The sequence below is a fragment of the Kitasatospora sp. NPDC029367 genome (genome assembly GCF_055569135.1).
In genome coordinates this window covers 19868-42055 of sequence record NZ_JBVHYH010000042.1, presented here as the reverse complement: position 1 = coordinate 42055, position 22188 = coordinate 19868, and the positions used below count along the sequence as shown (strand labels likewise).

16 protein-coding genes and 2 pseudogenes are annotated in these 22188 nt (G+C 73.3%); 9 read left to right on the top strand and 9 right to left on the bottom strand.

Translation table 11 applies throughout. The annotated features are described in order from the left end of the window. The first annotated feature begins 93 nt into the window (after positions 1 to 93). The 3 genes from ACZ4W5_RS22495 to ACZ4W5_RS22485 all read left to right on the top strand — a co-directional run bounded on the left by ACZ4W5_RS22495 (position 94) and on the right by ACZ4W5_RS22485 (position 5174). A complete protein-coding gene (locus ACZ4W5_RS22495) occupies positions 94 to 1272 on the top strand; it encodes an ROK family transcriptional regulator (protein ID WP_360243914.1) in 1179 nt (392 codons plus the stop codon). A 289-nt stretch (positions 1273 to 1561) separates the two neighbouring features. Then, the gene (gene dxs, locus ACZ4W5_RS22490) at positions 1562 to 3466 is read left to right on the top strand and encodes a 1-deoxy-D-xylulose-5-phosphate synthase (RefSeq protein WP_360243911.1); all 1905 of its coding nucleotides are present in this window, start codon (positions 1562 to 1564) and stop codon (positions 3464 to 3466) included. Between the two features lie 181 nt (positions 3467 to 3647). Next, positions 3648 to 5174 carry an ArnT family glycosyltransferase gene (locus ACZ4W5_RS22485; RefSeq protein ID WP_360243908.1) on the top strand — a complete coding sequence of 509 codons (1527 nt, stop codon included), beginning with the start codon at positions 3648 to 3650 and terminating at the stop codon, positions 5172 to 5174. Between the two features lie 99 nt (positions 5175 to 5273). Here ACZ4W5_RS22485 and ACZ4W5_RS22480 read toward each other — a convergent pair whose 3' ends face one another. From ACZ4W5_RS22480 to ACZ4W5_RS22460, 5 genes are all read right to left on the bottom strand, one after another. Further along, positions 5274 to 7421 carry a 3-hydroxyacyl-CoA dehydrogenase NAD-binding domain-containing protein gene (locus ACZ4W5_RS22480; protein ID WP_360243905.1) on the bottom strand — a complete coding sequence of 716 codons (2148 nt, stop codon included), beginning with the start codon at positions 7419 to 7421 and terminating at the stop codon, positions 5274 to 5276. A gap of 2 nt (positions 7422 to 7423) precedes the next feature. After that, a complete protein-coding gene (locus ACZ4W5_RS22475) occupies positions 7424 to 8668 on the bottom strand; it encodes a thiolase family protein (protein ID WP_360243902.1) in 1245 nt (414 codons plus the stop codon). A gap of 276 nt (positions 8669 to 8944) precedes the next feature. Then, positions 8945 to 10207 (bottom strand): HRDC domain-containing protein, encoded by a 1263-nt coding sequence (locus ACZ4W5_RS22470; protein ID WP_465656438.1) that lies wholly within the window; start codon positions 10205 to 10207, stop codon positions 8945 to 8947. 243 nt (positions 10208 to 10450) lie between these two features. Further along, positions 10451 to 11167 carry a response regulator transcription factor gene (locus tag ACZ4W5_RS22465; RefSeq protein ID WP_350511717.1) on the bottom strand — a complete coding sequence of 239 codons (717 nt, stop codon included), beginning with the start codon at positions 11165 to 11167 and terminating at the stop codon, positions 10451 to 10453. Positions 11168 to 11486: 319 nt separating this feature from the next. After that, on the bottom strand, positions 11487 to 12146 hold the full coding sequence (locus ACZ4W5_RS22460) for a DUF3000 domain-containing protein (protein ID WP_360236022.1): 660 nt from the start codon (positions 12144 to 12146) through the stop codon (positions 11487 to 11489). A 145-nt stretch (positions 12147 to 12291) separates the two neighbouring features. On the opposite strand from ACZ4W5_RS22460, the gene hemE reads away from it, so the two are divergent. Beyond that, the gene (gene hemE, locus ACZ4W5_RS22455) at positions 12292 to 13395 is read left to right on the top strand and encodes a uroporphyrinogen decarboxylase (protein WP_465656436.1); all 1104 of its coding nucleotides are present in this window, start codon (positions 12292 to 12294) and stop codon (positions 13393 to 13395) included. 45 nt (positions 13396 to 13440) lie between these two features. Here hemE and ACZ4W5_RS22450 read toward each other — a convergent pair. Further along, a pseudogene (locus ACZ4W5_RS22450) lies at positions 13441 to 13692 on the bottom strand (2-thiouracil desulfurase family protein); the annotation flags it as partial. Positions 13693 to 13747: 55 nt separating this feature from the next. Between ACZ4W5_RS22450 and ACZ4W5_RS22445 the strand changes: the two are divergent. The 3 genes from ACZ4W5_RS22445 to hemQ are packed head-to-tail and all read left to right on the top strand — an operon-like array spanning position 13748 to position 16539. Then, a complete protein-coding gene (locus ACZ4W5_RS22445) occupies positions 13748 to 14341 on the top strand; it encodes a Uma2 family endonuclease (protein ID WP_360236025.1) in 594 nt (197 codons plus the stop codon). A 33-nt stretch (positions 14342 to 14374) separates the two neighbouring features. After that, complete coding sequence (hemG, locus tag ACZ4W5_RS22440) at positions 14375 to 15817, top strand: protoporphyrinogen oxidase (RefSeq protein ID WP_465656434.1); 1443 nt, start codon at positions 14375 to 14377, stop codon at positions 15815 to 15817. Further along, on the top strand, positions 15814 to 16539 hold the full coding sequence (gene hemQ, locus ACZ4W5_RS22435; RefSeq protein WP_350509318.1) for a hydrogen peroxide-dependent heme synthase: 726 nt from the start codon (positions 15814 to 15816) through the stop codon (positions 16537 to 16539). Before hemG ends, hemQ begins: the two co-directional genes overlap by 4 nt. A gap of 78 nt (positions 16540 to 16617) precedes the next feature. Here hemQ and ACZ4W5_RS22430 read toward each other — a convergent pair whose 3' ends face one another. The 3 genes and pseudogenes from ACZ4W5_RS22430 to ACZ4W5_RS22420 all read right to left on the bottom strand — a co-directional run bounded on the left by ACZ4W5_RS22430 (position 16618) and on the right by ACZ4W5_RS22420 (position 19917). Beyond that, complete coding sequence (locus tag ACZ4W5_RS22430; RefSeq protein WP_360236031.1) at positions 16618 to 17400, bottom strand: TIGR04222 domain-containing membrane protein; 783 nt, start codon at positions 17398 to 17400, stop codon at positions 16618 to 16620. A 69-nt stretch (positions 17401 to 17469) separates the two neighbouring features. Further along, the gene (locus tag ACZ4W5_RS22425) at positions 17470 to 18561 is read right to left on the bottom strand and encodes a TIGR04222 domain-containing membrane protein (protein WP_360236034.1); all 1092 of its coding nucleotides are present in this window, start codon (positions 18559 to 18561) and stop codon (positions 17470 to 17472) included. Positions 18562 to 18589: 28 nt separating this feature from the next. Then, positions 18590 to 19917 (bottom strand): annotated as a pseudogene (locus ACZ4W5_RS22420) (MbnB/TglH/ChrH family RiPP precursor modification enzyme). Between the two features lie 309 nt (positions 19918 to 20226). On the opposite strand from ACZ4W5_RS22420, the gene ACZ4W5_RS22415 reads away from it, so the two are divergent. Together ACZ4W5_RS22415 and ACZ4W5_RS22410 are read left to right on the top strand one after the other, a co-directional pair. Then, on the top strand, positions 20227 to 21153 hold the full coding sequence (locus ACZ4W5_RS22415) for a GNAT family N-acetyltransferase (RefSeq protein WP_360236037.1): 927 nt from the start codon (positions 20227 to 20229) through the stop codon (positions 21151 to 21153). Positions 21154 to 21269: 116 nt separating this feature from the next. After that, complete coding sequence (locus ACZ4W5_RS22410) at positions 21270 to 22073, top strand: hypothetical protein (RefSeq protein ID WP_360236040.1); 804 nt, start codon at positions 21270 to 21272, stop codon at positions 22071 to 22073. Positions 22074 to 22188: the final 115 nt, after the last annotated feature.

Here is a 22188-nt window from a genome sequence, read left to right as displayed (position 1 = left end):
CCGGCACCCCCACCCTGGCACCCCCCGACCCGTACCCTTCAGGAGTTGAAGGGGACACCCGGCGGAGGGTTCCCCACCCTGGGAGGGTGGATCATGTCGACGGACACACCGGGCTCACAGTCGTCCCTGCACCGGGCGAACCTGGAACGGGTGCTCCGCGCGGTACGGATGGCCGGTTCGCTCACCCAGGCCGAGATCGCCCGCGGCACCGGCCTCTCCGCGGCCACCGTCTCCAACATCGTGCGGGAACTGAAGGAGAGCGGCACCGTCGTGGTCGCCGACACCTCCTCCGGCGGCCGCCGCGCCCGCAGCGTCTCGCTCAGCGGTGACGCGGGCATCGTGGTCGGCATCGACTTCGGCCACACCCACCTCCGGGTGGCCGTCGGCAACCTCGCCCACCGGGTGCTGGCCGAGGAGAGCGCCCCGATCGACGTGGACGTCTCGGCCGCGCAGGGCTTCGACCGCGCCGAGGCGATGGTGGCGCGCCTCCTCGCCCAGGCCGGCTTCCGGCCCGAGAAGGTGATCGGCGTGGGCCTCGGCGTCCCCGGCCCGATCGACGTGGAGACCGGCGCGCTGGGCTCGACCGCGATCCTGCCGGGCTGGACGGGCATCGCCCCGGGCCGGGAGCTGGGGGAGCGGCTCGGCATGCCGGTGCACGTGGACAACGACGCCAACCTGGGCGCGCTGGGCGAGCTGGTCTGGGGGGCCGGCCGCGGCCTGAGCGACCTCGCGTACATCAAGATCGCCAGCGGGGTCGGCGCCGGGCTGGTGGTCAACGGCCAGATCTACCGGGGGCCGGGCGGCACCGCGGGTGAGATCGGGCACATCACCCTGGACGAGGCGGGCCCGGTCTGCCGCTGCGGCAACCGGGGCTGCCTGGAGACCTTCGTCGGCTCCCGCTACCTGCTGTCGCTGCTCACCTCGACCCTCGGCCCGGACCTCACCCTGCCCCGGGTGGTGGAGCTGGCCCACCAGGGCGACCTGGGCTGCCGCCGGGTGATCGCCGACGCCGGCCGCCAGATCGGTACGGGCGTGGCGACCCTGTGCAACCTGCTCAACCCGCGCCGGGTGATCCTGGGCGGCGACCTCGCCGAGGCCGGTGAGCTGGTGCTGGCCCCGATCCGCGACTCGGTGGCCCGGTACGCGATCCCCAGCGCGGCCCGTCAGCTGTCGGTGGTCCCCGGCACCCTGGGCGGCCGCGCCGAGGTGCTGGGCGCGCTGGCCCTGGTGATGAGCGAGATGGGTGAGTCCGGGGCCCTCGGCCGGCACTGAGGCCGCCCGGCCCGGGGCCGGCACCGACCGCCGCCCGGCCCGTTCGCCCGTCCGGCCGCAACCGGCGGCGAACATCCGTTCGTCAATGAGGATTGACCCGTGTCCCCCGACCGACCTCCCGGAATGGCGGTAACCGGTCGACGGCACCGGGCGCGCCGCTCGGCGTCCGTGTAGCGGACATTAGACTCGACCGGTCGGTACCGGCCGCGACCACCGGCCTGCCGCCGGACCGGGCAGCGACGCCCGTCGGACCGTCCGTGGTCCGCGAACACTGAACGAGGAGGAACGGGTGGCCCTGCTGACCCGCATTCGGGGACCGCGCGATCTCGACCGGCTCACGCCCGGACAGCTGGCCGCACTGGCCCAGGAGATCCGGACCTTCCTGGTGACCGAGGTCTCCAAGACGGGCGGCCACCTCGGCCCCAACCTCGGCGTGGTCGAGCTGACCATGGCGCTGCACCGGGTCTTCGACTCCCCGCGCGACCGCATCCTCTTCGACACCGGCCACCAGAGCTACGTCCACAAGCTGCTCACCGGCCGCCAGGACTTCTCCCGGTTGAAGATGAGCGGCGGCCTGTCCGGCTACCCCTCGCGCGCCGAGTCCGAGCACGACGTGATCGAGAACTCGCACGCCTCCACGGTCCTCTCGTACGCGGACGGCCTGGCCAAGGCCAACAAGATCCAGGGCAGGACGGACCCGGTCGTCGCCGTGATCGGTGACGGCGCGCTCACCGGCGGCATGGCCTGGGAGGCGCTGAACAACATCGCCGACGCCAAGGACCTGCCCGTCGTCATCGTCGTCAACGACAACGAGCGCTCCTACTCGCCGACCATCGGCGGCCTCGCCAACCACCTCGCCACCCTGCGCACCACCCAGGGCTACGAGCGCTTCCTGTCCTGGGGCAAGGACGCCCTCCAGCGCACCCCGGTGGTCGGCCAGCAGCTGTTCGAGACGCTGCACGGCGCCAAGAAGGGCCTCAAGGACTTCATCGCCCCGCAGGGCATGTTCGAGGACCTCGGTCTCAAGTACATCGGCCCGATCGACGGCCACGACCTGACCGCCCTGGAGTCCGCGCTGACCAAGGCGCGCGGCTTCGGCGGCCCGGTGATCGTGCACTGCCTCACCGAGAAGGGCCGCGGCTACCACGCCGCCGAGAACAACGACGAGGACCGCTTCCACGCCGTCGGCGTGATCCACCCGGACACCGGCCTGCCGGTCAAGAACTCGGGCAAGGACTGGACCTCGGTCTTCGGCGAGGAGATGGTCGCGCTCGGCCACGAGCGCGAGGACATTGTGGCGATCACCGCCGCGATGCTCCACCCGGTCGGCCTGGCGCCGTTCGCCAAGGAGTTCCCGGACCGCATCTTCGACGTCGGCATCGCCGAGCAGCACGCCGTCACCAGCGCCGCCGGCCTGGCCACCAACGGGCTGCACCCGGTGTTCGCGGTCTACGCGACCTTCCTGAACCGGGCCTTCGACCAGGTCCTGATGGACGTCGCGCTGCACAAGCTGGGCGTCACCTTCGTGCTGGACCGGGCCGGGGTCACCGGCACGGACGGCGCCTCGCACAACGGCATGTGGGACATGTCGATCCTCCAGGTCGTCCCGGGCCTGCGGCTGGCCGCCCCGCGCGACGCCGACCAGGTCCGCGCCCAGCTGCGCGAGGCCGTCCAGGTCAAGGACGCCCCGACGGTGGTGCGCTACTCCAAGGGCTCGGTCGGCCCCGCCGTCGCCGCGGTCGGCCGGGTCGGCGGCATGGACGTGCTGCGCGCCGCCGGGGAGCCCTCCGGCGCCCACCGCGCGGACGTGCTGATCGTCTCGGTCGGCGCGATGGCCCCGACCAGCCTGGAGGTGGCCGACCTGCTGGCCGCCCGGGGCGTCACCGCCACCGTGGTGGACCCGCGCTGGGTCAAGCCGGTGGACCCGGCCCTGCCGGGCCTGGCCGCCGAGCACCGGGTGGTCGTCACGATCGAGGACAACGGCCGGGTGGGCGGCGTCGGCGCGGCCGTCGCCCAGGCGCTGCGGGACGCGGACGTGGACCTGCCGGTGCGCGACTTCGGCATCCCGCAGGAGTTCCTGGACCACGCCAGCCGGAACGAGATCCTGGCCGAGATCGGCCTGACCGCCCCCGCCATCGCCGAGAAGGTGGGCGCCCTGGTCGCCAAGCTGGAGCCGGCGCCGGTCGAGGCCTGAGACGCCCCCGGCGGAACGGGCCGGCCGCCCGCTGCCCCGTTCCGCCGACGACCGATTGTCGTACCGCCCGACGACCGATTGTCGTAACGACGTAACAGTTCGTCGCGGGACGAGCTGACAATCGCACTGAATGGCGGGACCGGCGCTCTCCGCGCCGTTCCCGCCCGGTAGGTTGTCAACCGTGCCCACCCCCACCCGCCTCCGCCTCGACGGACTGGTCGACCGCCTGCCCGCGCGCGCCCGTACCCACATCCGGCAGGGGTACTGGACGAGGCTGGTGCCGCTGCTCACCCTGGTCGCGGTGGCCACCCACATCCCGTCCTTCGCCCGGCCCGTCTGGAGCCCGGACGAGGGCTTCCTGGCCACCCAGGCCCGGATGCTCGCGGACGGCGGGGTGCTCTACGACACCGTGGTGGACCGCAAGCCGCCGCTGCTCCCCTGGCTCTACCAGGCCTGCTTCGCCGTCTTCGGCTCCGCCTCGCTGTGGCCGCTGCGCACCCTCGCGGTGGGGGCCCACCTGGTCACCGCGATCCTGCTGGCCTCGATCGCCCGCGGCCGCTGGGGCAACCGGGCCGGGGCCGGCGCCGGACTGCTCTACCTGCTGGTCTCCATCGGGCTCTCCCCGGAGGACACCCAGGCGGCGACCTTCGAGGTCTTCATGCTGCCCGCGATGGTGGCCGCCTTCCGGTACGCCGAGCGCCGCCGCTGGCTGGCCGCGGGCATCGCGGTCGCGCTCTGCTCGCTGACCAAGCAGACCGGCGGCGCGGTGCTGCTGCCGGTGCTCTGGATGCTCCTCCAGGACGCCCGCCGGCGCGGGGTGCGCTGGCCGCCCGCCCTGTTCAAGATCGGGTTCGGCTTCGCGGTGCCGATAGCGCTGGTGGCGGTCATCCTCACCAAGCCCAAGGGCTTCCTCTTCTGGGTGGTCACCGGCAGCGGGGACTACGCCTCCTTCGGCGGCGCCTGGCTGCAGATGCTCGGCCGGGCCTTCGGCAACCTCGGCATCCTGGCCGCGGCTGGCCTCGGCTTCCTGTTCCCGGTCGGCCGCCGGCTCTGGTTCAGGTACCGCCACCGCCCGCTGCCGGTGGCCGGCGAGGAGCACGGCTCGACCACCGACCTGTGGGTCTGGCTGCTCTCCTCGGCCGTCGCGGTCAGCGTGGGCTTCCACTTCTTCGGCCACTACTACCTCCAGCTGATGCCCCCGCTGGTGCTGCTGGGCACCGGGGCGGTCGCCACCTCGGCGATCCGCTGGAAGCCCGTCCTGGTGTACACCACGGCCGCCGCCACGGTCTTCTGGGGCCTGGCGCTGGCCTGGCCGGGGGAGCAGATGAGCCGCAACACCGAGGTCGCCACCGCGGTCGCCGCCCAGACCACCCCCAAGGACACCGTGCTGGTCTGGGGCATGCACCCCGAGCTGTACTGGCTGGCCGACCGCAAGCCCGCGAGCCGCTACCTGACCGCCGGCTTCCTCACCAACTACAGCGGCGGCAAGGACGGCAGCGGCAACGTCGGCGAGCAGTTCAGCGTCAACAACGCCTGGCAGACCTTCGACAAGGAGCTCGCCAACGGCCTGCCCGAGGTCTTCGTGGACGACTCCGGCGTCGCCCCGTACCAGCCGGTGCTGGTCCCGCGGATCGAGAACCTGCTGGACACCCACTACGAGATGATCGGCGTCATCGGCGACACCGTCGTCTACCGCCTCAAGCACTGAGGCCCGCCGCCGTCCACCGCCTTGCACCCGAGGCCAGGCACGCAACGCAGGAGCCCCCGGCGACCAGGTCGCCGGGGGCTCCGCTCGTACCGCTACGCCTTACGCGGGCACCGAGGCCACGCCGGGGGCGAGGAACTTCTTGCCGTTCACCCGCTCCGAGACGCCCTCACGGTCCAGGTACGGGGTGATCCCGCCCAGGTGGAAGGGCCAGCCGGCACCGGTGATCATGCAGAGGTCGATGTCCTGGGCCTCGCCGACGACACCCTCCTCCAGCATCAGGCCGATCTCCTGGGCCACGGCCTCCAGGGAGCGGTTCAGGACCTGCTCCTCGGTGAGCACCGTGTCGCCGAAGGTCAGCAGCTCCAGCACCTCGGGGTCCAGCACCTGCTTGCCGTCCACCCAGGTGTAGAAGCCGCGCTTGCCGGCCTTGACCACCTTGCCGAGGTTCTCGGAGACGGTGAACCGCTCCGGGAAGGCGCCGGCCAGGGTCTCCGAGACGTGCAGGGCGATGGCCGGGCCGACCAGCTCCAGCAGCACGATCGGGGACATCGGCAGGCCGAGCGGCTCGACGGCCTTCTCGACGCTGGCGATCGGGGTGCCCTCGTCGATGATGTTCTGGATCTCGCCCATGAAGCGGGTCAGGATCCGGTTCACCACGAACGCCGGGGCGTCCTTGCAGAGCACCGAGGTCTTCTTGAGCTTCTTCGACACGGCGAAGGCGGTGGCCAGCGACGCGTCGTCGGTCCGCTCGCCGCGGACGATCTCCAGCAGCGGCAGGATCGCGACCGGGTTGAAGAAGTGGAAGCCGACGACCCGCTCGGGGTGCTGGAGCTTCGAGGCCATCTCGGTGACCGACAGCGAGGAGGTGTTGGTCGCCAGCACGCAGGTCGGCGAGACCACGGCCTCCAGGTCCGCGAAGACGGTCTGCTTGACGCCCATCTCCTCGAACACGGCCTCGATCACGAAGTCCGCGTCGCCGAAGGCCACGGCCTTGTCCAGCGAGCCGCTGACCAGGCCCTTGAGGCGGTTGGCCTTGTCCTGGCCGATCCGGCCCTTGCCGAGCAGCTTGTCGATCTCGGCGTGGACGTAGCCGACGCCCTTGTCGATGCGCTCCTGGTCGATGTCGGTGAGGACCACCGGCACCTCCAGACGGCGGGCGAACAGCAGCGCCAGCTGCGAGGCCATCAGGCCGGCGCCGACGATGCCGACCTTGTTGACCGGGCGGGCCAGCGACTTGTCCGGCGCGCCGAACGGGCGCTTGGCCCGGCGCTGCACCAGGTTGAAGGCGTAGATGCCGCTGCGCAGCTCGCCGCTCATGATGAGGTCGGCCAGGGCCGCGTCCTCGGCGTCGAAGCCGGCCTGGAGGCTGGCCTTGTCGGCGAGGTCGGCGTCCTTGACGGCGGCGATGATGTCCAGCGCCTTGTAGGCGGCCGGGGCGGCGCCGTGCACCTTGCCGTCGGCGACCATGCGGCCCCAGAGGACGGCGTCGTCCCAGGCCTTGCCGCGGTCGATCGCCTCGCGCTCGACGACGACGTCGCCCTTGAGGACCTTGGCGGCCCACAGCAGCGACTGCTCCAGGAAGTCGGCCGGCTCGAAGATCGCGTCGGCGATCCCCAGCTCGAACACGTCCTTGCCCTTGAGCTGCTTGTTCTGGTTCATCGAGTTCTCGATGATGACCTTGACGGCCTTACCGGCACCGATCAGGTTCGGCAGGATGGTGCAGCCGCCCCAGCCGGGGACGAGGCCGAGGAAGACCTCGGGCAGCGAGAAGGCCGGAACGCCCGCGGACACCGTGCGGTAGTCGCAGTGCAGGCCGACCTCGACGCCGCCGCCCATGGCCGCGCCGTTGTAGAAGGCGAAGGTCGGGACGGGCAGCGCGGCGATCCGCTTGAAGACCTCGTGGCCGCCCTTGCCGATGGCCAGCGCGTCGGCGTGCTGCTTGAGCAGCTCGACGCCCTTGAGGTCGGCGCCCACGGCGAAGATGAACGGCTTGCCGGTGATCGCGGCGCCGACGATCTTGCCCTCGGCCGCCTCGGCCTCGACCTGGTCCAGCGCCTCGGACAGCTTGAGCAGCGAGCCCGGGCCGAAGGTGGTCGGCTTGGTGTGGTCGAAGCCGTTGTCGAGGGTGATCATGGCCAGCTTGCCGGCCTGCAGCGGCAGGTCCAGGTGGCGCACGTGGGCGGTCGTGACGACCTCGCCCGGGAACAGCTCGGCGCCCTGCTGGAGCAGCTCAGTGGTGTTGCTCATGCTCACTTACCACCCTCGACCTGAGACGACTTTTCCGCTCCGCTCCAATGCGGGTTCTCCCAGATGACGGTGCCGCCCATGCCGAAGCCGATGCACATGGTGGTCAGGCCGTAGCGGACGTCCGGGCGCTGCTCGAAGCGGCGGGCCAGCTGGTTCATCAGGCGCACGCCCGAGGAGGCCAGCGGGTGGCCGAAGGCGATCGCGCCGCCGAACGGGTTGACCCGCTCGTCGTCGTCCGCGATGCCGTAGTGGTCCAGGAAGGACAGCACCTGGACGGCGAAGGCCTCGTTGACCTCGAAGGCCTGGATGTCGTCGATGGTCAGACCGGCCTTGGCCAGCGCCTTCTCGGTGGCCGGCACCGGGCCGATGCCCATGACCTCGGGCTCGACGCCCGCGAAGGCGTAGGAGACCAGGCGCATCTTGACCGGGAGGCCGAGCTCCTCGGCGACGTCCTCGGCGGCCAGCAGCGAGGCGGTGGCACCGTCGTTCAGACCGGCCGAGTTGCCCGCGGTGATGTTGCCGTGCGGGCGGAACGGGGTCTTGAGGCCGGCCAGCGACTCCATCGTGGTGCCCGGGCGCAGCGGCTCGTCCACGGTGGCCAGGCCCCAGCCGGTCTCGCCGACCTCGGGGTTGGTGTTGCGGATCGTGATCGGCACCAGGTCGGGCTGGATGTCGCCGTTGGCGTACGCCTTGGCGGCCTTCTCCTGGGAGCGCACGGCGTAGGCGTCGCAGCGCTCCTTGGTGATGTGCGGGAAGCGGTCGTGCAGGTTCTCCGCGGTCATGCCCATGAACAGGGCGGACTCGTCGACCAGCTTCTCCGAGACGAAGCGCGGGTTCGGGTCCACGCCCTCGCCCATCGGGTGGCGGCCCATGTGCTCGACGCCGCCGGCCACGACCACGTCGTACGCGCCGAAGGCGATGCCGCCGGCGGTGGTGGTCACGGCGGTCAGGGCGCCGGCGCACATGCGGTCGATCGCGTAACCCGGGACGGACTTCGGCAGGCCGGACAGCAGGGCGGCGGTGCGCCCGATGGTCAGACCCTGGTCGCCGATCTGCGTGGTGGCCGCGATGGCGACCTCGTCGATGCGCTCGACGGGCAGGTTCGGGTTACGGCGCACGAGCTCCCGGATGCACTTGACGACGAGGTCGTCGGCGCGGGTCTCGTGGTAGATGCCCTTCGGGCCGGCCTTGCCGAACGGGGTGCGGACGCCATCGACGAAGACGACGTCCCTCGCGGTACGAGGCACGGGGGCTCTCCTCCCAGGGACCAACATTTCGGGTGTGCAGGCTGCCGCCGGAAGATCCCGAGCGGCGCCGCGTCAGAGTCATGCTACCGGTCGGTAACCAACCTGCCCAGGCCCCTCGGAGGGTTCTGACCATGTGTCCCGCGACACGTCCGGCACCACTGCGACCAGGAAGGCTCCCCGGGAACGCGGTGAGGGGGCGCCGTCCGTGCGGACGGCGCCCCCTCACGGGAGACGGGCGGCGGGGCCGCGCGGGCGGGCCCGGGCGCTCCGGCCGGATCAGGCCTCGGCGGTGGCGGCGGTGCCGGCCGTGGCGGCCGCGGCGAAGGCGGCGGCCACCACCGGTGCCACCAGGTCGACCTGCCACTGCCGGGCGCCGAGCCGGCGCAGCGCGGCGGCCACGCCGTCGCCGCTCAGGTCGGCCGGCGGCTCCCAGGAGACCCGGCGCACCAGATCCGGGGTGATCAGGTTCTCGGCGGGCAGGCGGTGGCGCTCGGCCAGCTCGCTGACCGCGGCGCGGGCACCGGAGAGCCGGGCGGCCGCGACCGGGTCCTTCTCCGCCCAGGCCCGCGGCGGCGGCGGCCCGTCGTGCGGGGCGGCGGCCGGGGGCAGCTGGTTCTCCGGGACCTCCCGGCCGCGCTGCACGGCCGCCAGCCACTGGTCCAGCTGGCGCCGGTGCAGCCGCGGGCCGAAGCCCTGGACGGCCTGGAGCGCGGCGATGTTCAGCGGCATGGCCAGCGCGGCGTTGACGATCGCGGCGTCCGAGAGCACCCGGCCGGGGGAGACGTCGCGCTCCTGGGCCATCCGGTCGCGGGTCAGCCACAGCTCGCGCACCACGGCCAGCTGGCGGCGCCGGCGGACCTTGTGCAGCTGCGAGGTGCGCCGCCACGGGTCGGTGCGCGGGGCCGGGCGGGGCGCGGCGGCGATCGCGGCGAACTCCTCCAGGGCCCAGTCGAGCTTGCCCTGGGCGTCCAGCTCCTGTTCGAGTGCGTCACGCAGCTCGACCAGCACCTCGACGTCCAGAGCGGCGTAGCGCAGCCAGGGCTCGGGCAGCGGGCGGGTGGACCAGTCGACCGCCGAGTGCTCCTTGGCCAGGCTCAGCCCGAGCACGTTCTCGGTCATCGGCCCCAGGCCGACCCGGGCGAAGCCGGCGATCCGCCCGGCCAGCTCGGTGTCGAACAGACGGGTCGGTCTCATGCCCACCTCGGCGAGGCAGGGCAGGTCCTGGGTCGCGGCGTGCACCACCCACTCGGCGTCCGCGATGGCGGCGCCCAGTCCGCTGAGGTCGGGGCAGGCGATCGGGTCGATCAGCGCCGAGCCGGCGCCCGCGCGGCGCAGCTGGATGAGGTACGCCCGTTGCCCGTAGCGGTAACCGGAGGCGCGCTCGGCGTCGACGGCGACAGGTCCGGTGCCCGCGGCGAAGGCGGCGACGACGGCTGCCAGCGCCTGCTCGTCCGCCACGACGGGCGGGATCCCCTCCTTCGGTTCGAGGAGCGGGACCGGGGCTGCTTCTTCTGGGATGGCTGCTACGGCGTCGGTCACCCACCAAGGGTACGACGGTCACCGGAACTGGGAGTGTTGTCGGACTGGTCAGACTGCTGATCGCCCGCCCGCCCAGTCGTCCGCCCAGCCACCCGCCCGGCCACCCGACCGGCTGCCCGGGCGCCCGGCTGACGGACCGCCGGGCCCGGCACCCGGGTGCCGCCGGACGAGCGTGCGGCGGCCCAGGAGGAACGTTCCTCCTGGGCCGCCGACGGTTCGCGGAGCCGTCCGGCCCCACCCGGCTCAGTGGATGATGCCGGTGCGCAGCGCGACCGCGACCATCCCGGCGCGGTCGCCGGTGCCGAGCTTGCGGGCGATCCGGGCCAGGTGGCTCTTCACGGTGAGCGCGGACAGGCCCATCGCGACGCCGATCGCCTTGTTCGACTGGCCCTCGGCGACCAGCCGCAGCACCTCGACCTCGCGGCCGGACAGCTCGCGGTAGGCGGTCTGCTGCGGGCCCGGCGCCCCGGGGGCACCCGGTGCGCCCGGGGCTCCGGCGGCGCCCGGCATGCCCGGCATCCCGGGGCGGCGCATCCGGCCGGCCAGCCCGGCGGCACCGAGCGGCAGGCCCGGGCGGCCGGGCATCGCGACGTTGGTGCGGGTGCCGGTGACCACGTAGCCCTTGACGCCGCCCGCGAGCGCGCTGCGGACCGCGCCGATGTCGTCGGCGGCGGACAGGGCCAGGCCGTTGGGCCAGCCGGCGGCGCGGGTCTCGGCGAGGATGGTCAGGCCGGAGCCGTCCGGCAGGTGGACGTCGGCGACGCAGATGTCGCGCGGGGTGGAGACCCGGGGGCGGGCCTCGGCGATCGAGGACACCTCGATCACGTCGCGGACGCCGAGCGCCCAGAGGTGGCGGGTGACGGTGTTTCGGACGCGGGGATCGGCGATGACCACCATGGCGGTGGGCTTGGTCGGGCGGTAGGCGACCACGTTTGCGGGGTGCTCAAGAAGGACCGACACCAGGCCTCCTGCGGGGAGTGGCGGACGGAACCCCGAGGGGGCGGTCGGAGTGTTCCGCGTTCGGAAAGGGTCACAGTCTGCTTCGGCAGCTACCGTGCCCGGCTTTAGCGAAAGATCACGATCTAGTGAGTAACAATACGGACAAATCGCGCATATGACTGATGCGACATGCCTGGAATTCGTACAAAATCGATCAGATCCGTGACAGATCGATCGACTTTGAACAGGTAATTGACGCAGAGCGGGGCCGAAGTCACACTCCGTCAGTCCTGGGGGTGGCGTCGGGGCAGGCGGTGCCCTCCGGCTCGGACGCCACCCTTCAGTGCGACCGGGGGCGTCGCCGGGCGGGCATCGGGACCACTCCACCGAGTGACGTGACCTCGGCCGGCGGCGGGGACGGGTTGGCCGGCGGCAGCCCGGCGCTGATGCAGAGCAGGTCGCCCCAGGCCGCCAGGTGCCGCTCGAACCGGCCGTCGGCCGGCGTCCAGGAGGCCCGGATCTCGATCTCGGTCGCGGCGGGGCGGTCCGCCAGGCCGCCGAAGTACTGCGAGGCGCAGCGGGTCACCGTGCCGGACGGCTCCGCGTACCCGGCGCCGTGCGCCTGCAGCGCGTCCAGCAGCCAGGCCCAGCCGACCTCGGAGAGCATCGGGTCGCCGGCCATCTCCGGCTCCAGCTCCGCCCGGGTCATCGTGACCACCCGGAACTCCCCGTTCCAGGCCTCCTGCCCGGCCGGGTCGTACAGCAGGACCAGCCGGCCGTCGGCCAGCTCCTCGTCGTCCACCTCCACGGTGGCGGTCAGCGCGAAGGCGTACGGGGCCAGCCGGCGCGGGGCCGGTGCGGGGGAGAGCTGGAGCTCCGGCCGCAGCCGCGCCCCGTCGAGGGCCTCCACGGCGGCCCGGAACTCGCTCGGCGCCCCCTCCCGACCCGTTCCGCCACCTGTTCCGCCACCCTGTGCGGGGTGCCCGCCGACCGCTGCCATGCCCCGAAGACTAGGTCGAAGACCCGGGTTATCGCCGCAACTTCCGTCCGAGCGGCGTGCCGGAACGGCAAACCGGCCAGATCTTGGAGGAACCGACGAGACCGCCCGGGAAGTGCGCCCCCGGGCGCATGCGAAGATTTGACCCGTGAGCGAGACTACGGCAGACCCGACGGCGGCCACCCTCGACGGCCGAAGCACCCCCGCGCGCCGCGGCGCCGCGCACGACTCCGCGTTCCTGCGCGCCTGCCGGCACGAGCCGGTGCCGCACACGCCGGTGTGGTTCATGCGCCAGGCGGGCCGCTCGCTGCCCGAGTACCTGAAGGTCCGCGAGGGCATCCCCATGCTGGAGTCCTGCATGCGGCCCGAGCTGGTCAAGGAGATCACCCTCCAGCCGGTGCGCCGGCACAAGGTGGACGCGGCGATCTTCTTCAGCGACATCGTGGTGCCGCTCAAGGCCGTCGGCGTCGACGTGGACATCAAGCCCGGCATCGGCCCGGTCATCGCCGACCCGATCCGCACCTTCGAGGACCTCAACCGGCTGCGCCCGTTGGAGCCCGACGACGTCCCCTACGTCACCGAGGCCGTCGGCCTGCTGGTCGACGAGCTCGGCGGGACCCCGCTGATCGGCTTCGCCGGTGCGCCGTACACGCTCGCCAGCTACCTGATCGAGGGCGGTCCCTCCAAGAACCACGAGAACACCAAGGCCATGATGTACGGGCAGCCCGAGCTCTGGGCCGCCCTGCTGGACCGCCTCGCCGACATCACCTCCGCCTTCCTCAAGGTGCAGATCGAGGCCGGCGCCTCCGCGGTCCAGCTGTTCGACTCCTGGGTCGGCGCGCTCGCCCCGGACGACTACCGCCGCTCGGTGATGCCCGCCAGCACCAAGGTCTTCGACGCCGTCGCCCACTACGGCGTGCCGCGGATCCACTTCGGCGTCGGCACCGGCGAGCTGCTCGGGCTGATGGGCCAGGCCGGCGCGGACATCGTCGGCGTCGACTGGCGGGTGCCGCTGAACGTCGCCGCCGAGCGGGTCGGCCCCGGCAAGGGCCTCCAGGGCAACCTCGACCCGGCGGTGCTGTACGCGCCCACCAAGGTCGTCGAGACCAAGGCCCGCGAGGTGCTGCACGCCGCCCAGGCGCTCGGCACCAGCGGCCACATCTTCAACCTCGGCCACGGCGTGATGCCGTCCATGGACCCGGACGCGCTCAGCCGCCTGGTCTCCTTCGTGCACGAGGCCAGCGCGCGCTGACGCGTCGGGCTGCGGCGGCGGGCCGGACCCGGGCCATCCGGTGGTGACCTCGATCCCCGCCCGCCGCAGCAGCGCCGCCGTCACCCCGTCCCCGCGCCGCAGCTCCCCGGTGAACGTCCCGTCGTACACCTGCCCGCAGCCGCACGACGGACTGCGCGCCATCAGCAGCGCCCGCCGCGCGCCTGCCACCTCGGCCGCCGCCGGCGCTGCCCGGGCACCGGACACGGACGACTTCGCCCGCCCGTCGTAGCGGCAGGGGATTCCGGCCAGGCACGCACTCACCACGATCGGTTCCATGGCGCACAGACCAAGCAGCGGCTCTCCGCGCCTCGGGACTCGCTATCTTGGGGGCATGAGTGAGCTGCCGGACTGGATGTACGCGCCCAGAGCCGAGGGCTGGTTCGCCGATGACCTCGACCACCTGCCGCAGGCGCCACGTCACACCGAACTGATCGACGGAGCACTGGTCTTCATGATGTCCCCCCAGCGGTGGTGGCACGGTGATGTCGTCACGGACCTCGTGTACGCCCTGCGGCCCCAGACGCCGGAGGGGTACCGGGTCGGGCGGGAGATGACGATCAAGCTCGACAAACGAAATCGCCCCGAGCCGGATGTGCTCGTCGTCAAGGCCGAATTCGATGCCGATCGCACCCAGTTCGTCCCTGATGAGGTGGCGCTCGTCGTCGAGGTCGTCTCGCCGGAGTCCGCGCACCGCGACCGTACGGTCAAGGTCCGCAAGTACGCAGAGGCCGGTATCCCGCACTACTGGATCGTCGAGGAGGAGGACGGCTTGCCCGTCGTCCACGTCTTCGAGCTGGAGCGGGTGACCTCCTCGTACGTCCCGGCCGGGATCTTCCGGAGCACGCTGGAGCGGCCGGTGCCGTTCCCGATCTCGATCGACCTGGACGGCTTGGTACCGGCGAAGCCCGAGCGTGCAGCGGATTGAGGCTCCGGCGTAAAGACCTGCGAGACTGCGAGCATGTCGGATGCACAGGTCGTCGTCGTCGGTGGTGGGATCGCGGGGCTGGCTGCGGCCGCCTTCCTGAGCGGGGCGGCCGGGGGGCCGGCGCGGGCGCGGGTGACGTTGCTCGAGGCGTCGGGGCGGGTCGGCGGGAAGCTGTGGGGCGGCGAGGTTGGCGGGGTCCGGGTGGACCTCGGGGCCGAGTCGGTGCTGGCGCGGCGGCCGGAGGCGGTCGAGCTGGCCCGGGCCGTCGGGCTGGGGGAACAGCTGGAGCCGCCGACCGGCGCGAAGGCGGCGATCTGGACCAGGGGCGCGCTGCGACCGCTGCCGGGCGGGCAGGTGATGGGCGTCCCGGGCGACCTGGAGGCGCTGGCCGCCTCCGGGGTGCTCAGCGCCGAGGGGCTGGAGCGGGCCCGGCACGAGCGGGCCGGCGAGGTCGGGGAGGACGTCGCGATCGGCCGCTACGTCGCCGACCGGCTGGGCCAGGAGGTGGTGGACCGGCTGGTGGAGCCGCTGCTGGGCGGCGTCTACGCCGGTCGCGCCGAGGAGATCTCGCTGCGCGCCGCCGTGCCGCAGCTGCTGCCGATCGCCCAGGGCGGCGGCTCGCTGGTCGAGGGGGTGCACGCGCTGGCGTCCCGGCCGCAGGTGGTCGGCACCCCGGTGTTCCAGGGCCTGCGCGGCGGCCTCGGCACCCTGCCGGAGGCGGTGGCCGCGGCCTGTGTGCGGGCGGGCGTGGACCTGCGTACCGACACCCCGGTGGAGGAGCTGCGCCGCACCCCCGAGGGCTGGCGGGTGGTGGCCGGCGGCAAGGTGCTGACCGCCGACGCCGTGGTGCTGGCCGTCCCGGCGCCGGCCGCGGCCCGGCTGCTGCGGGCGGACGCCCCGACGGCGGCCGCCGAGCTGGACACCGTCGAGTACGCGGGCATGGCCCTGGTGACGCTGGCGTTCCGCCGCGCCGACCTGCCCGGGCCGCCGGCCGGCAGCGGCTTCCTGGTGCCGCCGGTGGACGGCCGCCGGATCAAGGCCTCGACCTTCTCCTCCAACAAGTGGGGCTGGCTGGACCGTTCCGCCCCGGACGCCTTCCTGCTGCGCACCTCGCTGGGCCGCCACCGCGAGGACCAGGTGCTGGAGCTGCCGGACGAGGAGCTGGTGGCCCGCTCGCTGGCGGACCTGGAGGAGGCGGTCGGCCTGACCGCCCGGCCGTACGACACCTTCGTGTCGCGCTTCACGGCGGGCCTGCCGCAGTACCCGGTGGGCCACCCGGACCGGGTGGCCCGGGTGCGGGCGGCGGTGCGGGCGGTGGGCGGCCTGGCGCTGTGCGGCGCCGCGTACGACGGGGTGGGGATCCCGGCCTGCATCGCTTCGGCGGCCGCCGCGGTGGCGGCCGTCGGCGAGCACATCGACAGACCGTCGACCCCGGCGACCGGGGACGGTTCCACGGAGAGGACAATGGGCGCATGACTGAGAGCGTTGAGCGGGAGCCCGAGCAGCGGCCCGAGAAGAAGAAGGCACGCGACCTGAACCAGGTCATCCGCTACACCATGTGGTCGGTGTTCAAGCTCAAGGGCGCCCTGCCCGAGGACCGCACCGCCCTCGCCGCCGAGGTGGACGAGCTGTTCGCGCAGCTGGACGCCAAGGACGTGACGATCCGGGGCACCTACGACGTGTCCGGGCTGCGCGCGGACGCCGACCTGATGATCTGGTGGCACGCCGAGGACTCGGACGACCTCCAGGAGGCGTACAACCGCTTCCGCCGTACCGGCCTGGGCCGCCAGCTGGAGCCGGTCTGGTCCAACATGGCGCTGCACCGCCCGGCCGAGTTCAACAAGTCGCACATCCCGGCCTTCCTCGCCGACGAGCGCCCGCGCGACTACGTCTGCGTGTACCCCTTCGTCCGCTCCTACGAGTGGTACCTGCTGCCGGACGCCGAGCGGCGCGCGATGCTCGCCGAGCACGGCCAGATGGCCCGCGGCTACCCGGACGTGCGGGCCAACACGGTGGCCTCGTTCGCGCTCGGCGACTACGAGTGGCTGCTCGCCTTCGAGGCGGACGAGCTGCACCGGATCGTCGACCTGATGCGCGACCTGCGCCCCTCCCGGGCCCGGCTGCACGTCCGCGAGGAGGTGCCGTTCTTCACCGGCCGCCGCAAGCCGGTGAGCGAGCTGCTGAACGGCCTGGTCTGACCCGCGTTGCACCGGAGGCCGGCTCCCCCCGCTCGGGCGGGGAGCCGGCCTCCGGCGTTCGTGCGGTTCGGCCGCGGTTCAGCCGCGGTGCGGGCGCAGGGCGGCGCGCAGGCGGGCGTCGGGGAGCACGGCGGGGCCGTTCATCGCGACGGCGGTGAGCAGTTCGCGCTCCTCGTCGTCGGCGAGGCCGTGCTGGCGGGCCGGGCGGACCTCGCGCAGCACCTCCTGGCCGGTCGGGGAGGCCCAGCGGGTGTACGGGTAGACGTCGACCCGGGCCATCAGCAGGGTGCCCGCGGTGAGCACCAGCGGCAGCGCGAACCAGGCGAACGGGGCGAGGGTGTCACCGCCGGTGAAGCCGCTGAGCGAGACCGCGGCGGCCAGCAGCACCACCGTCAGCAGCATCGCGTGCCGGACCTGGCGCACCGCCACCACGGTGTTGCGCTGGACCAGGGCCGGGGTGGCCAGGCCGGCCAGCGCCAGCCGGGCGCCGATCTCCAGCACGGTGGGGTGCTCGCCCATCGCCCGGCGCAGCTCGTCGGTACGGCACTGGCCCTCGGGGCCGACGGTGGCGATCACCGCCCGTTCCAGCCGGCTGCGGCCCCTGGGGTCGACCACGGTGGTCCAGCCGGTGTGGGCGAGGTGCAGGCGGCCGCGGCCGGCCATCAGGACGAGGGCGAGTTCGACCACCCGGTCCGGGCCGCCGGCCAGGTAGGCCGTCTCGTACAGTCCGATGCCGACGGCCTCCGGCGGGCGCAGCCCGTCCTGGTCGGCGAGGGCATCGGCGGTGGCGGTCATCCGCACCAGCCGGAGGCAGGACAGCACCGCCGCGACACAGGCCGGTATCAGGAACAGCAACCACATGGGCTTGTTCTATGCCTGGCGCCCCGGCGCGGGGAACGGCTTCCCGGGGCGCGATACCGAACTGTGACGTCAGGAGCCGCCGCAGCTGCTCCCGCAGCTCGACCCGCAGCTGGAGGAGGAACCGCAGCTGGAGTGCGAGGAGCCGCAGCTGCTGGAGTGCGAGGAACCGCACGAGGAGTGGTGCGAGGAGCCGCAGGAGTGGTGGTGGGTGGAGCCGGAGCCGGCGGAGCCGCACGAGGCGGTGGCGGCGGCGCCGCAGGAGGAACCGCTCCACGAGGAGTCGCTCGACGAGGAGTTGCCGGCCGAGGACCCGCTCGACGAGGACGACGAGGAGAAGAAGGACGAGGACGCCTGGGCCTGTCGCAGCGCCTCGTCCTCGGCCGCCGCGGCCAGCATCGCGGCCTCCAGCTCCTGGTTGTCCAGCGCGGCCGCGGCCAGGCCGCCGAGGGCGACCGCGCCCAGCATCGCGCCGCCCGTCAGCCGGGGGGAGACGCCGGAGCCGGGCGTCCACGGGGTGCCGCCCCGCATCAGCGCGAGCTGGCGGTGCCCGGCCGGGGTGACCCGGCCGTCGGCCGGGCGGGTGGCGAGCAGGGTGACGGCGCCGAGGAACAGCAGCAGGCCCGGGTACCAGAGGTTGGGGCGGTCGTAGAGGGCGGCGCCGTCGTCCAGCAGCAGGGCGAGCCCGGCGAAGACCACGACGTCGAGCATCGCCAGCCAGAGCAGCCGCCGTGCCATGCGAGCCCGGTGCAGCCGTTCCGGACGGCGCATCAGGCCGCGGTCGGCGAGCCGGTCGCCGATCTCCTGGACGGCGGCGGAGCGCGTCACCGTGCGGCGCAGCGCACCGAGTTCCCGGCTGCCGGTCGGGCCGACCGCGTCGTGCACGGCCTGGTCGACCGCGTCGTACGGCCGGGCGCCGGTGAGGGTGACCAGTCCGGCGCGGTTGATCACGACCTGCTCGCCGAGGTGCATCCGGATCAGCGCGGTGTCGAAGACCCGGCCCGGGCCGCCGGCCAGGAAGGCGGTGTCCAGCAGCGGCAGGCCGCGGCCGGGCAGGCCCTGCGGGCGGGGCACGTGGGTGACCCGCTGCCGGGCCTGGGAGGCGTACAGCGCGGCCGCGACCAGCAGGAGGGCCGGGATCAGGAAGTAGCTGTTGTGCCACATGGGCGGTTCCCCCGAGTGAGACGTCGGATCAGTGGCCGCGCAGGGCCCGGCGCAGCCTGGCGAGTGGGCCGGGCGGCGGCTCGGGCGCCGGGTGGAGCCACTGCTCCAGGGCGCGGCGGTGGTCGGCGGCGGACGGGCCGCCGTCGGTGAGCACCCACGCGGCGAAGGCCCGGGCGTCGGCGTGGTAGCCGCCGGTCTGCGGGTGGGTGCGGGCGTAGGCGAGGAAGAGCGGCCCGTACTGCGCCCCGAGCAGGCGGGGCAGGTCGGGAGCGACCTTCGCGGTGGTGTCGCGCCGCTTGGCGGCGAGGCCGGTGGACTGGGCGCGGACCTGGTCCGGGTCGAAGCCGGGCGGGACGGGCCCGCCGGCCACCAGGGCGGCCAGCAGTTCCGTCTGGCGCCGGGCCAGGCGCTCCCGGGCGCTGCCGGTGGCGCACTCGGTGCGGTCACCGGTCGCGTCCTCGGCGCCTGCGGGCCGGGTCGGCTCGACGCGGTCCAGGTCGGGCGTCATCGGGTGCTCCCCTCCAGCACCCGACGGATGGCGTCCAGTTCACCGGCCAGTTCGGAGGGCGGCGGGAAGTCGGCGTCCCGTTCCAGCAGGACGCCGGGCGGTTCGACCCGCGCGCAGAGTTCGGCCAGGACCTCCAGCACCGGTTCGGTGACGGGGTGGGCGTGGGTGTCGTGCCACACGCCGTCGACCAGGGTGCCGCCGGCGACGTGCACGTAGGCGAGCGCCTCCAGCGGCAGGCGGTCGAGCTCGGCGGCCGGGTCGGTGCCGAGGTTGACCCGGTTGGTGTGCAGGTTGGCCACGTCGATCAGCAGTCGGACGCCGGTCCGCTCGACGAGTTCGGCGAGGAACTCGCCCTCGGTGAACTCGTCGTCGGGCCAGGCGAGTTGGGCGGCGATGTTCTCCAGGGCGAGCGGCACCGGGAGCTGGTCCTGGGCGATCCGGACGTTCTCGGCGATCACCCGCAGCGAGTCCCGGGTACGCGGGACGGGCAGCAGGTGGCCGGCCTCCAGGCCGTCGGCCCGGACGAAGGCCAGGTGCTCGGTGACCAGCGGGGAGCCGAGCGCGAGCGCCGTTCCGGCGAGCCTGTCGAGCCGGCCCCGGTCCGGCCGGTCGGCGCCGCCGAGGCCGAGGCCGACGCCGTGCGGGACGACGGTGACGCCGCGTTCGCGCAGGACGGTGAGCGAGGTGGGCAGGTGGTCGGCGCAGACGTTCTCGGCGACCACCTCGACCCAGTCCAGGCCGGGCTGGCGCTCGACCACGGTGTCGATCTCGCTGCGCCAGCCGAGGCCGACGCCGAGCCGGGGCGAGGCGGTGTCCGTAGCAGTGGTGTCCGTAGCGGCGGTGTCCACCGTGGCGGCGGCGGAGCCGGGCAGGTCCAGGGCAGGGGAGGTCATCGGTTCGCCCCCTTCGGAGGGCCGGGTGGGGAGGCCGTCGGACGGTGCGGGCGTCGTCGCCAGGACCGCGTGGCCGTGTTGCTGAGGATGTCCCCGGGCGGGGTGGCTGCCAAGCCTCACCCGGTCTTCTCAGAGCATTATTTGAGCTTGCCGTCCCGGCGATCGAGGACTCCGGCCCCCGCCCGGGGCGACTCCACAGGCGGGCGGCCCGTCGGCGGGAAATTCGGAGGCGGCCGAGGGCGGGCGCGGATAGCGTGCGAATCCATGACTGATACCGAACTGACGATCCGAGACTTCCGCCCCGCCGACGCCGAGGCGGTGGCGGCCGCCCACCGGGCCGGCCGCGAGCACCTGGTGATGAGCGCCGAGGCGCTGCTCTGGATGAACGCCCGGACCAATCCCGAGGAGCACTTCCGCACCTTCGTCGCCGAGTTGGACGGCCGGGTGGTCGGCGCGGTGCGCTGCGGACTGGTGCTCGGGACGACGACCACCGGCGTCGGCTACGCCAACGGCAGCGTGCTGCCGGAGTTCCGGCGGCGCGGCGCGGCCACCGCCTTGCTGGCCGCGGCCGAGCGGCACCTGACCGCCCACGGGGTGGCCGAACTGCACACCTGGCTGGACGACGAGCCCGCCGCCCTGGCCTTCGGCACCGCCCGGGGCTACCAGCTGGGGCGCGAAGCCCACTTCGGCGGGCGGGACCTGACCCTCCCGCTGCCGCCGGCGCCGGCGCGCCCGGCCGGCGTCGAGCTGCGCCCGGCCACCGACTGGGCGGACGATCCGCGCCCGCTGTTCCTGGTGGAGGCGGACGCGATCCGGGACGAGCCCGGCGAGGTGGTGATGGACGCCCTGGACTACGAGGAGTGGCTGCGGGGCGACTGGGCCCGGCCGGACCTCGACCTCGGGCTGACGGTGGTCGCCGTGGTGGACGGCGAGCCGGCGGCCCTCACCTTGGCGCAGACCGACGGGGTGGACCGCTACTGGTCCGGGTTCACCGCCTGCCGCCGGGAGTTCCGCGGCCGCGGGCTGGCCAAGCTGGCCAAGCTGGAGTCGCTGCGGCGCGCGGCCGCGGCGGGCCACCGCCGCGCGTACACCAGCAACGACGCCACCAACGCGCCGATGCTGGCGATCAACGCCTGGCTGGGGTACGAGCGCTGCGCGGGGGAGCGCAGGGGGATCAAGCGCCTGGGGTGACGGGGGGCGCGCGGGCCCGAGCCCCCGATTTGCCGCGAAGGGGGGTATTTCCGGCCACGGACGGGGACATGACCAGGGCGCACAGTTCGTGGTCGAGTCTTCCCCCGGGGGATCATATGGAGATCCTGCTCCAGGTGCTGATCGCATCGGTTCCGGCCGTGATCGGTTTCCTCGCGGCCCGTTCCCTCGCCCGCACCATGCTGTTCCTCCGCTACGGCTTCCTGCGGGCGCTGCTGGCGCCGTACGGGCGGGTGCAGATCGTCATCCCGAGCCTGGAGGTGGCGGAGTTCGCCTTCACCTCGGACGGCTGCCAACTGACCAGCCGCGGGCCGAAGAACGTGCTGTTCGTGCCGATGGCCGAGGCCAGGGCGATAGCGGAGCTGACCGACCTGCTGCGGAAGGTCAACCGCAAGGCGACGATCGAGCTGGTGGTGGCGGGGGCGCAGGACCCGCGGATGCCGACCTTCTCGATCGGCGGGCCGGGCGTCAACTCCTACTCCGGCGGCGTGCTGGACGCGGTGTTCCCGGACTTCGCGGTCGAGTACCCGGACGAGGCCCGCGCCCGCTGGGGCGGGATGACCTTCGAGGCGCTGTACAACCCGGCCGGGGAGCTGATCCGCGACCACGGCTTCATCTTCGTCACCCGTACGCCCCGGCACGCGCCCTGCGTCGTGCTCTGCGGGGTGTTCGCCTTCGGTTCGGCGATGGCGGTGGAGGCCCTGACCTCGGCGAACCGGAGTTCCCCGCTGGCGGCGCTGTTCCGCTCGGGGGAGAAAGGATTCGTCGCGGTGGAGGGGCGGGTGATCGGGCTGGACACGGTGGACGTCACGGTCGAGGTCTGCCGGGTGCTGCCCGCCCAGCGGTCCGACGTCCCGTCGGGGTTCCGGGGTGAGGTGTCCACGAGTCGTCCCGAGCCGTGAGACGATTGGTCTCGACCACGTGGTGCGAATCCGGACAGTGCGGGAGGGAACGGGGCACTAACTCCAGCTAGTCGTACAGCTTTTGCCCCATCCCTGACACAACATGGGCATAATC

Excerpts from the sequence above, each read along its gene's own strand:
- ACZ4W5_RS22480 (WP_360243905.1), bottom strand. The coding sequence starts at position 7,421 with ATGAGCAACACCACTGAGCTGCTCCAGCAGGGCGCCGAGCTGTTCCCG.
- hemG (WP_465656434.1), top strand. The coding sequence starts at position 14,375 with ATGTCGGATGCACAGGTCGTCGTCGTCGGTGGTGGGATCGCGGGGCTG.
- ACZ4W5_RS22495 (WP_360243914.1), top strand. The coding sequence starts at position 94 with ATGTCGACGGACACACCGGGCTCACAGTCGTCCCTGCACCGGGCGAAC.
- ACZ4W5_RS22425 (WP_360236034.1), bottom strand. The coding sequence starts at position 18,561 with ATGTGGCACAACAGCTACTTCCTGATCCCGGCCCTCCTGCTGGTCGCG.
- ACZ4W5_RS22430 (WP_360236031.1), bottom strand. The coding sequence starts at position 17,400 with ATGTGGTTGCTGTTCCTGATACCGGCCTGTGTCGCGGCGGTGCTGTCC.
- ACZ4W5_RS22460 (WP_360236022.1), bottom strand. The coding sequence starts at position 12,146 with ATGGCAGCGGTCGGCGGGCACCCCGCACAGGGTGGCGGAACAGGTGGC.
- hemQ (WP_350509318.1), top strand. The coding sequence starts at position 15,814 with ATGACTGAGAGCGTTGAGCGGGAGCCCGAGCAGCGGCCCGAGAAGAAG.
- ACZ4W5_RS22410 (WP_360236040.1), top strand. The coding sequence starts at position 21,270 with ATGGAGATCCTGCTCCAGGTGCTGATCGCATCGGTTCCGGCCGTGATC.
- ACZ4W5_RS22415 (WP_360236037.1), top strand. The coding sequence starts at position 20,227 with ATGACTGATACCGAACTGACGATCCGAGACTTCCGCCCCGCCGACGCC.
- ACZ4W5_RS22445 (WP_360236025.1), top strand. The coding sequence starts at position 13,748 with ATGAGTGAGCTGCCGGACTGGATGTACGCGCCCAGAGCCGAGGGCTGG.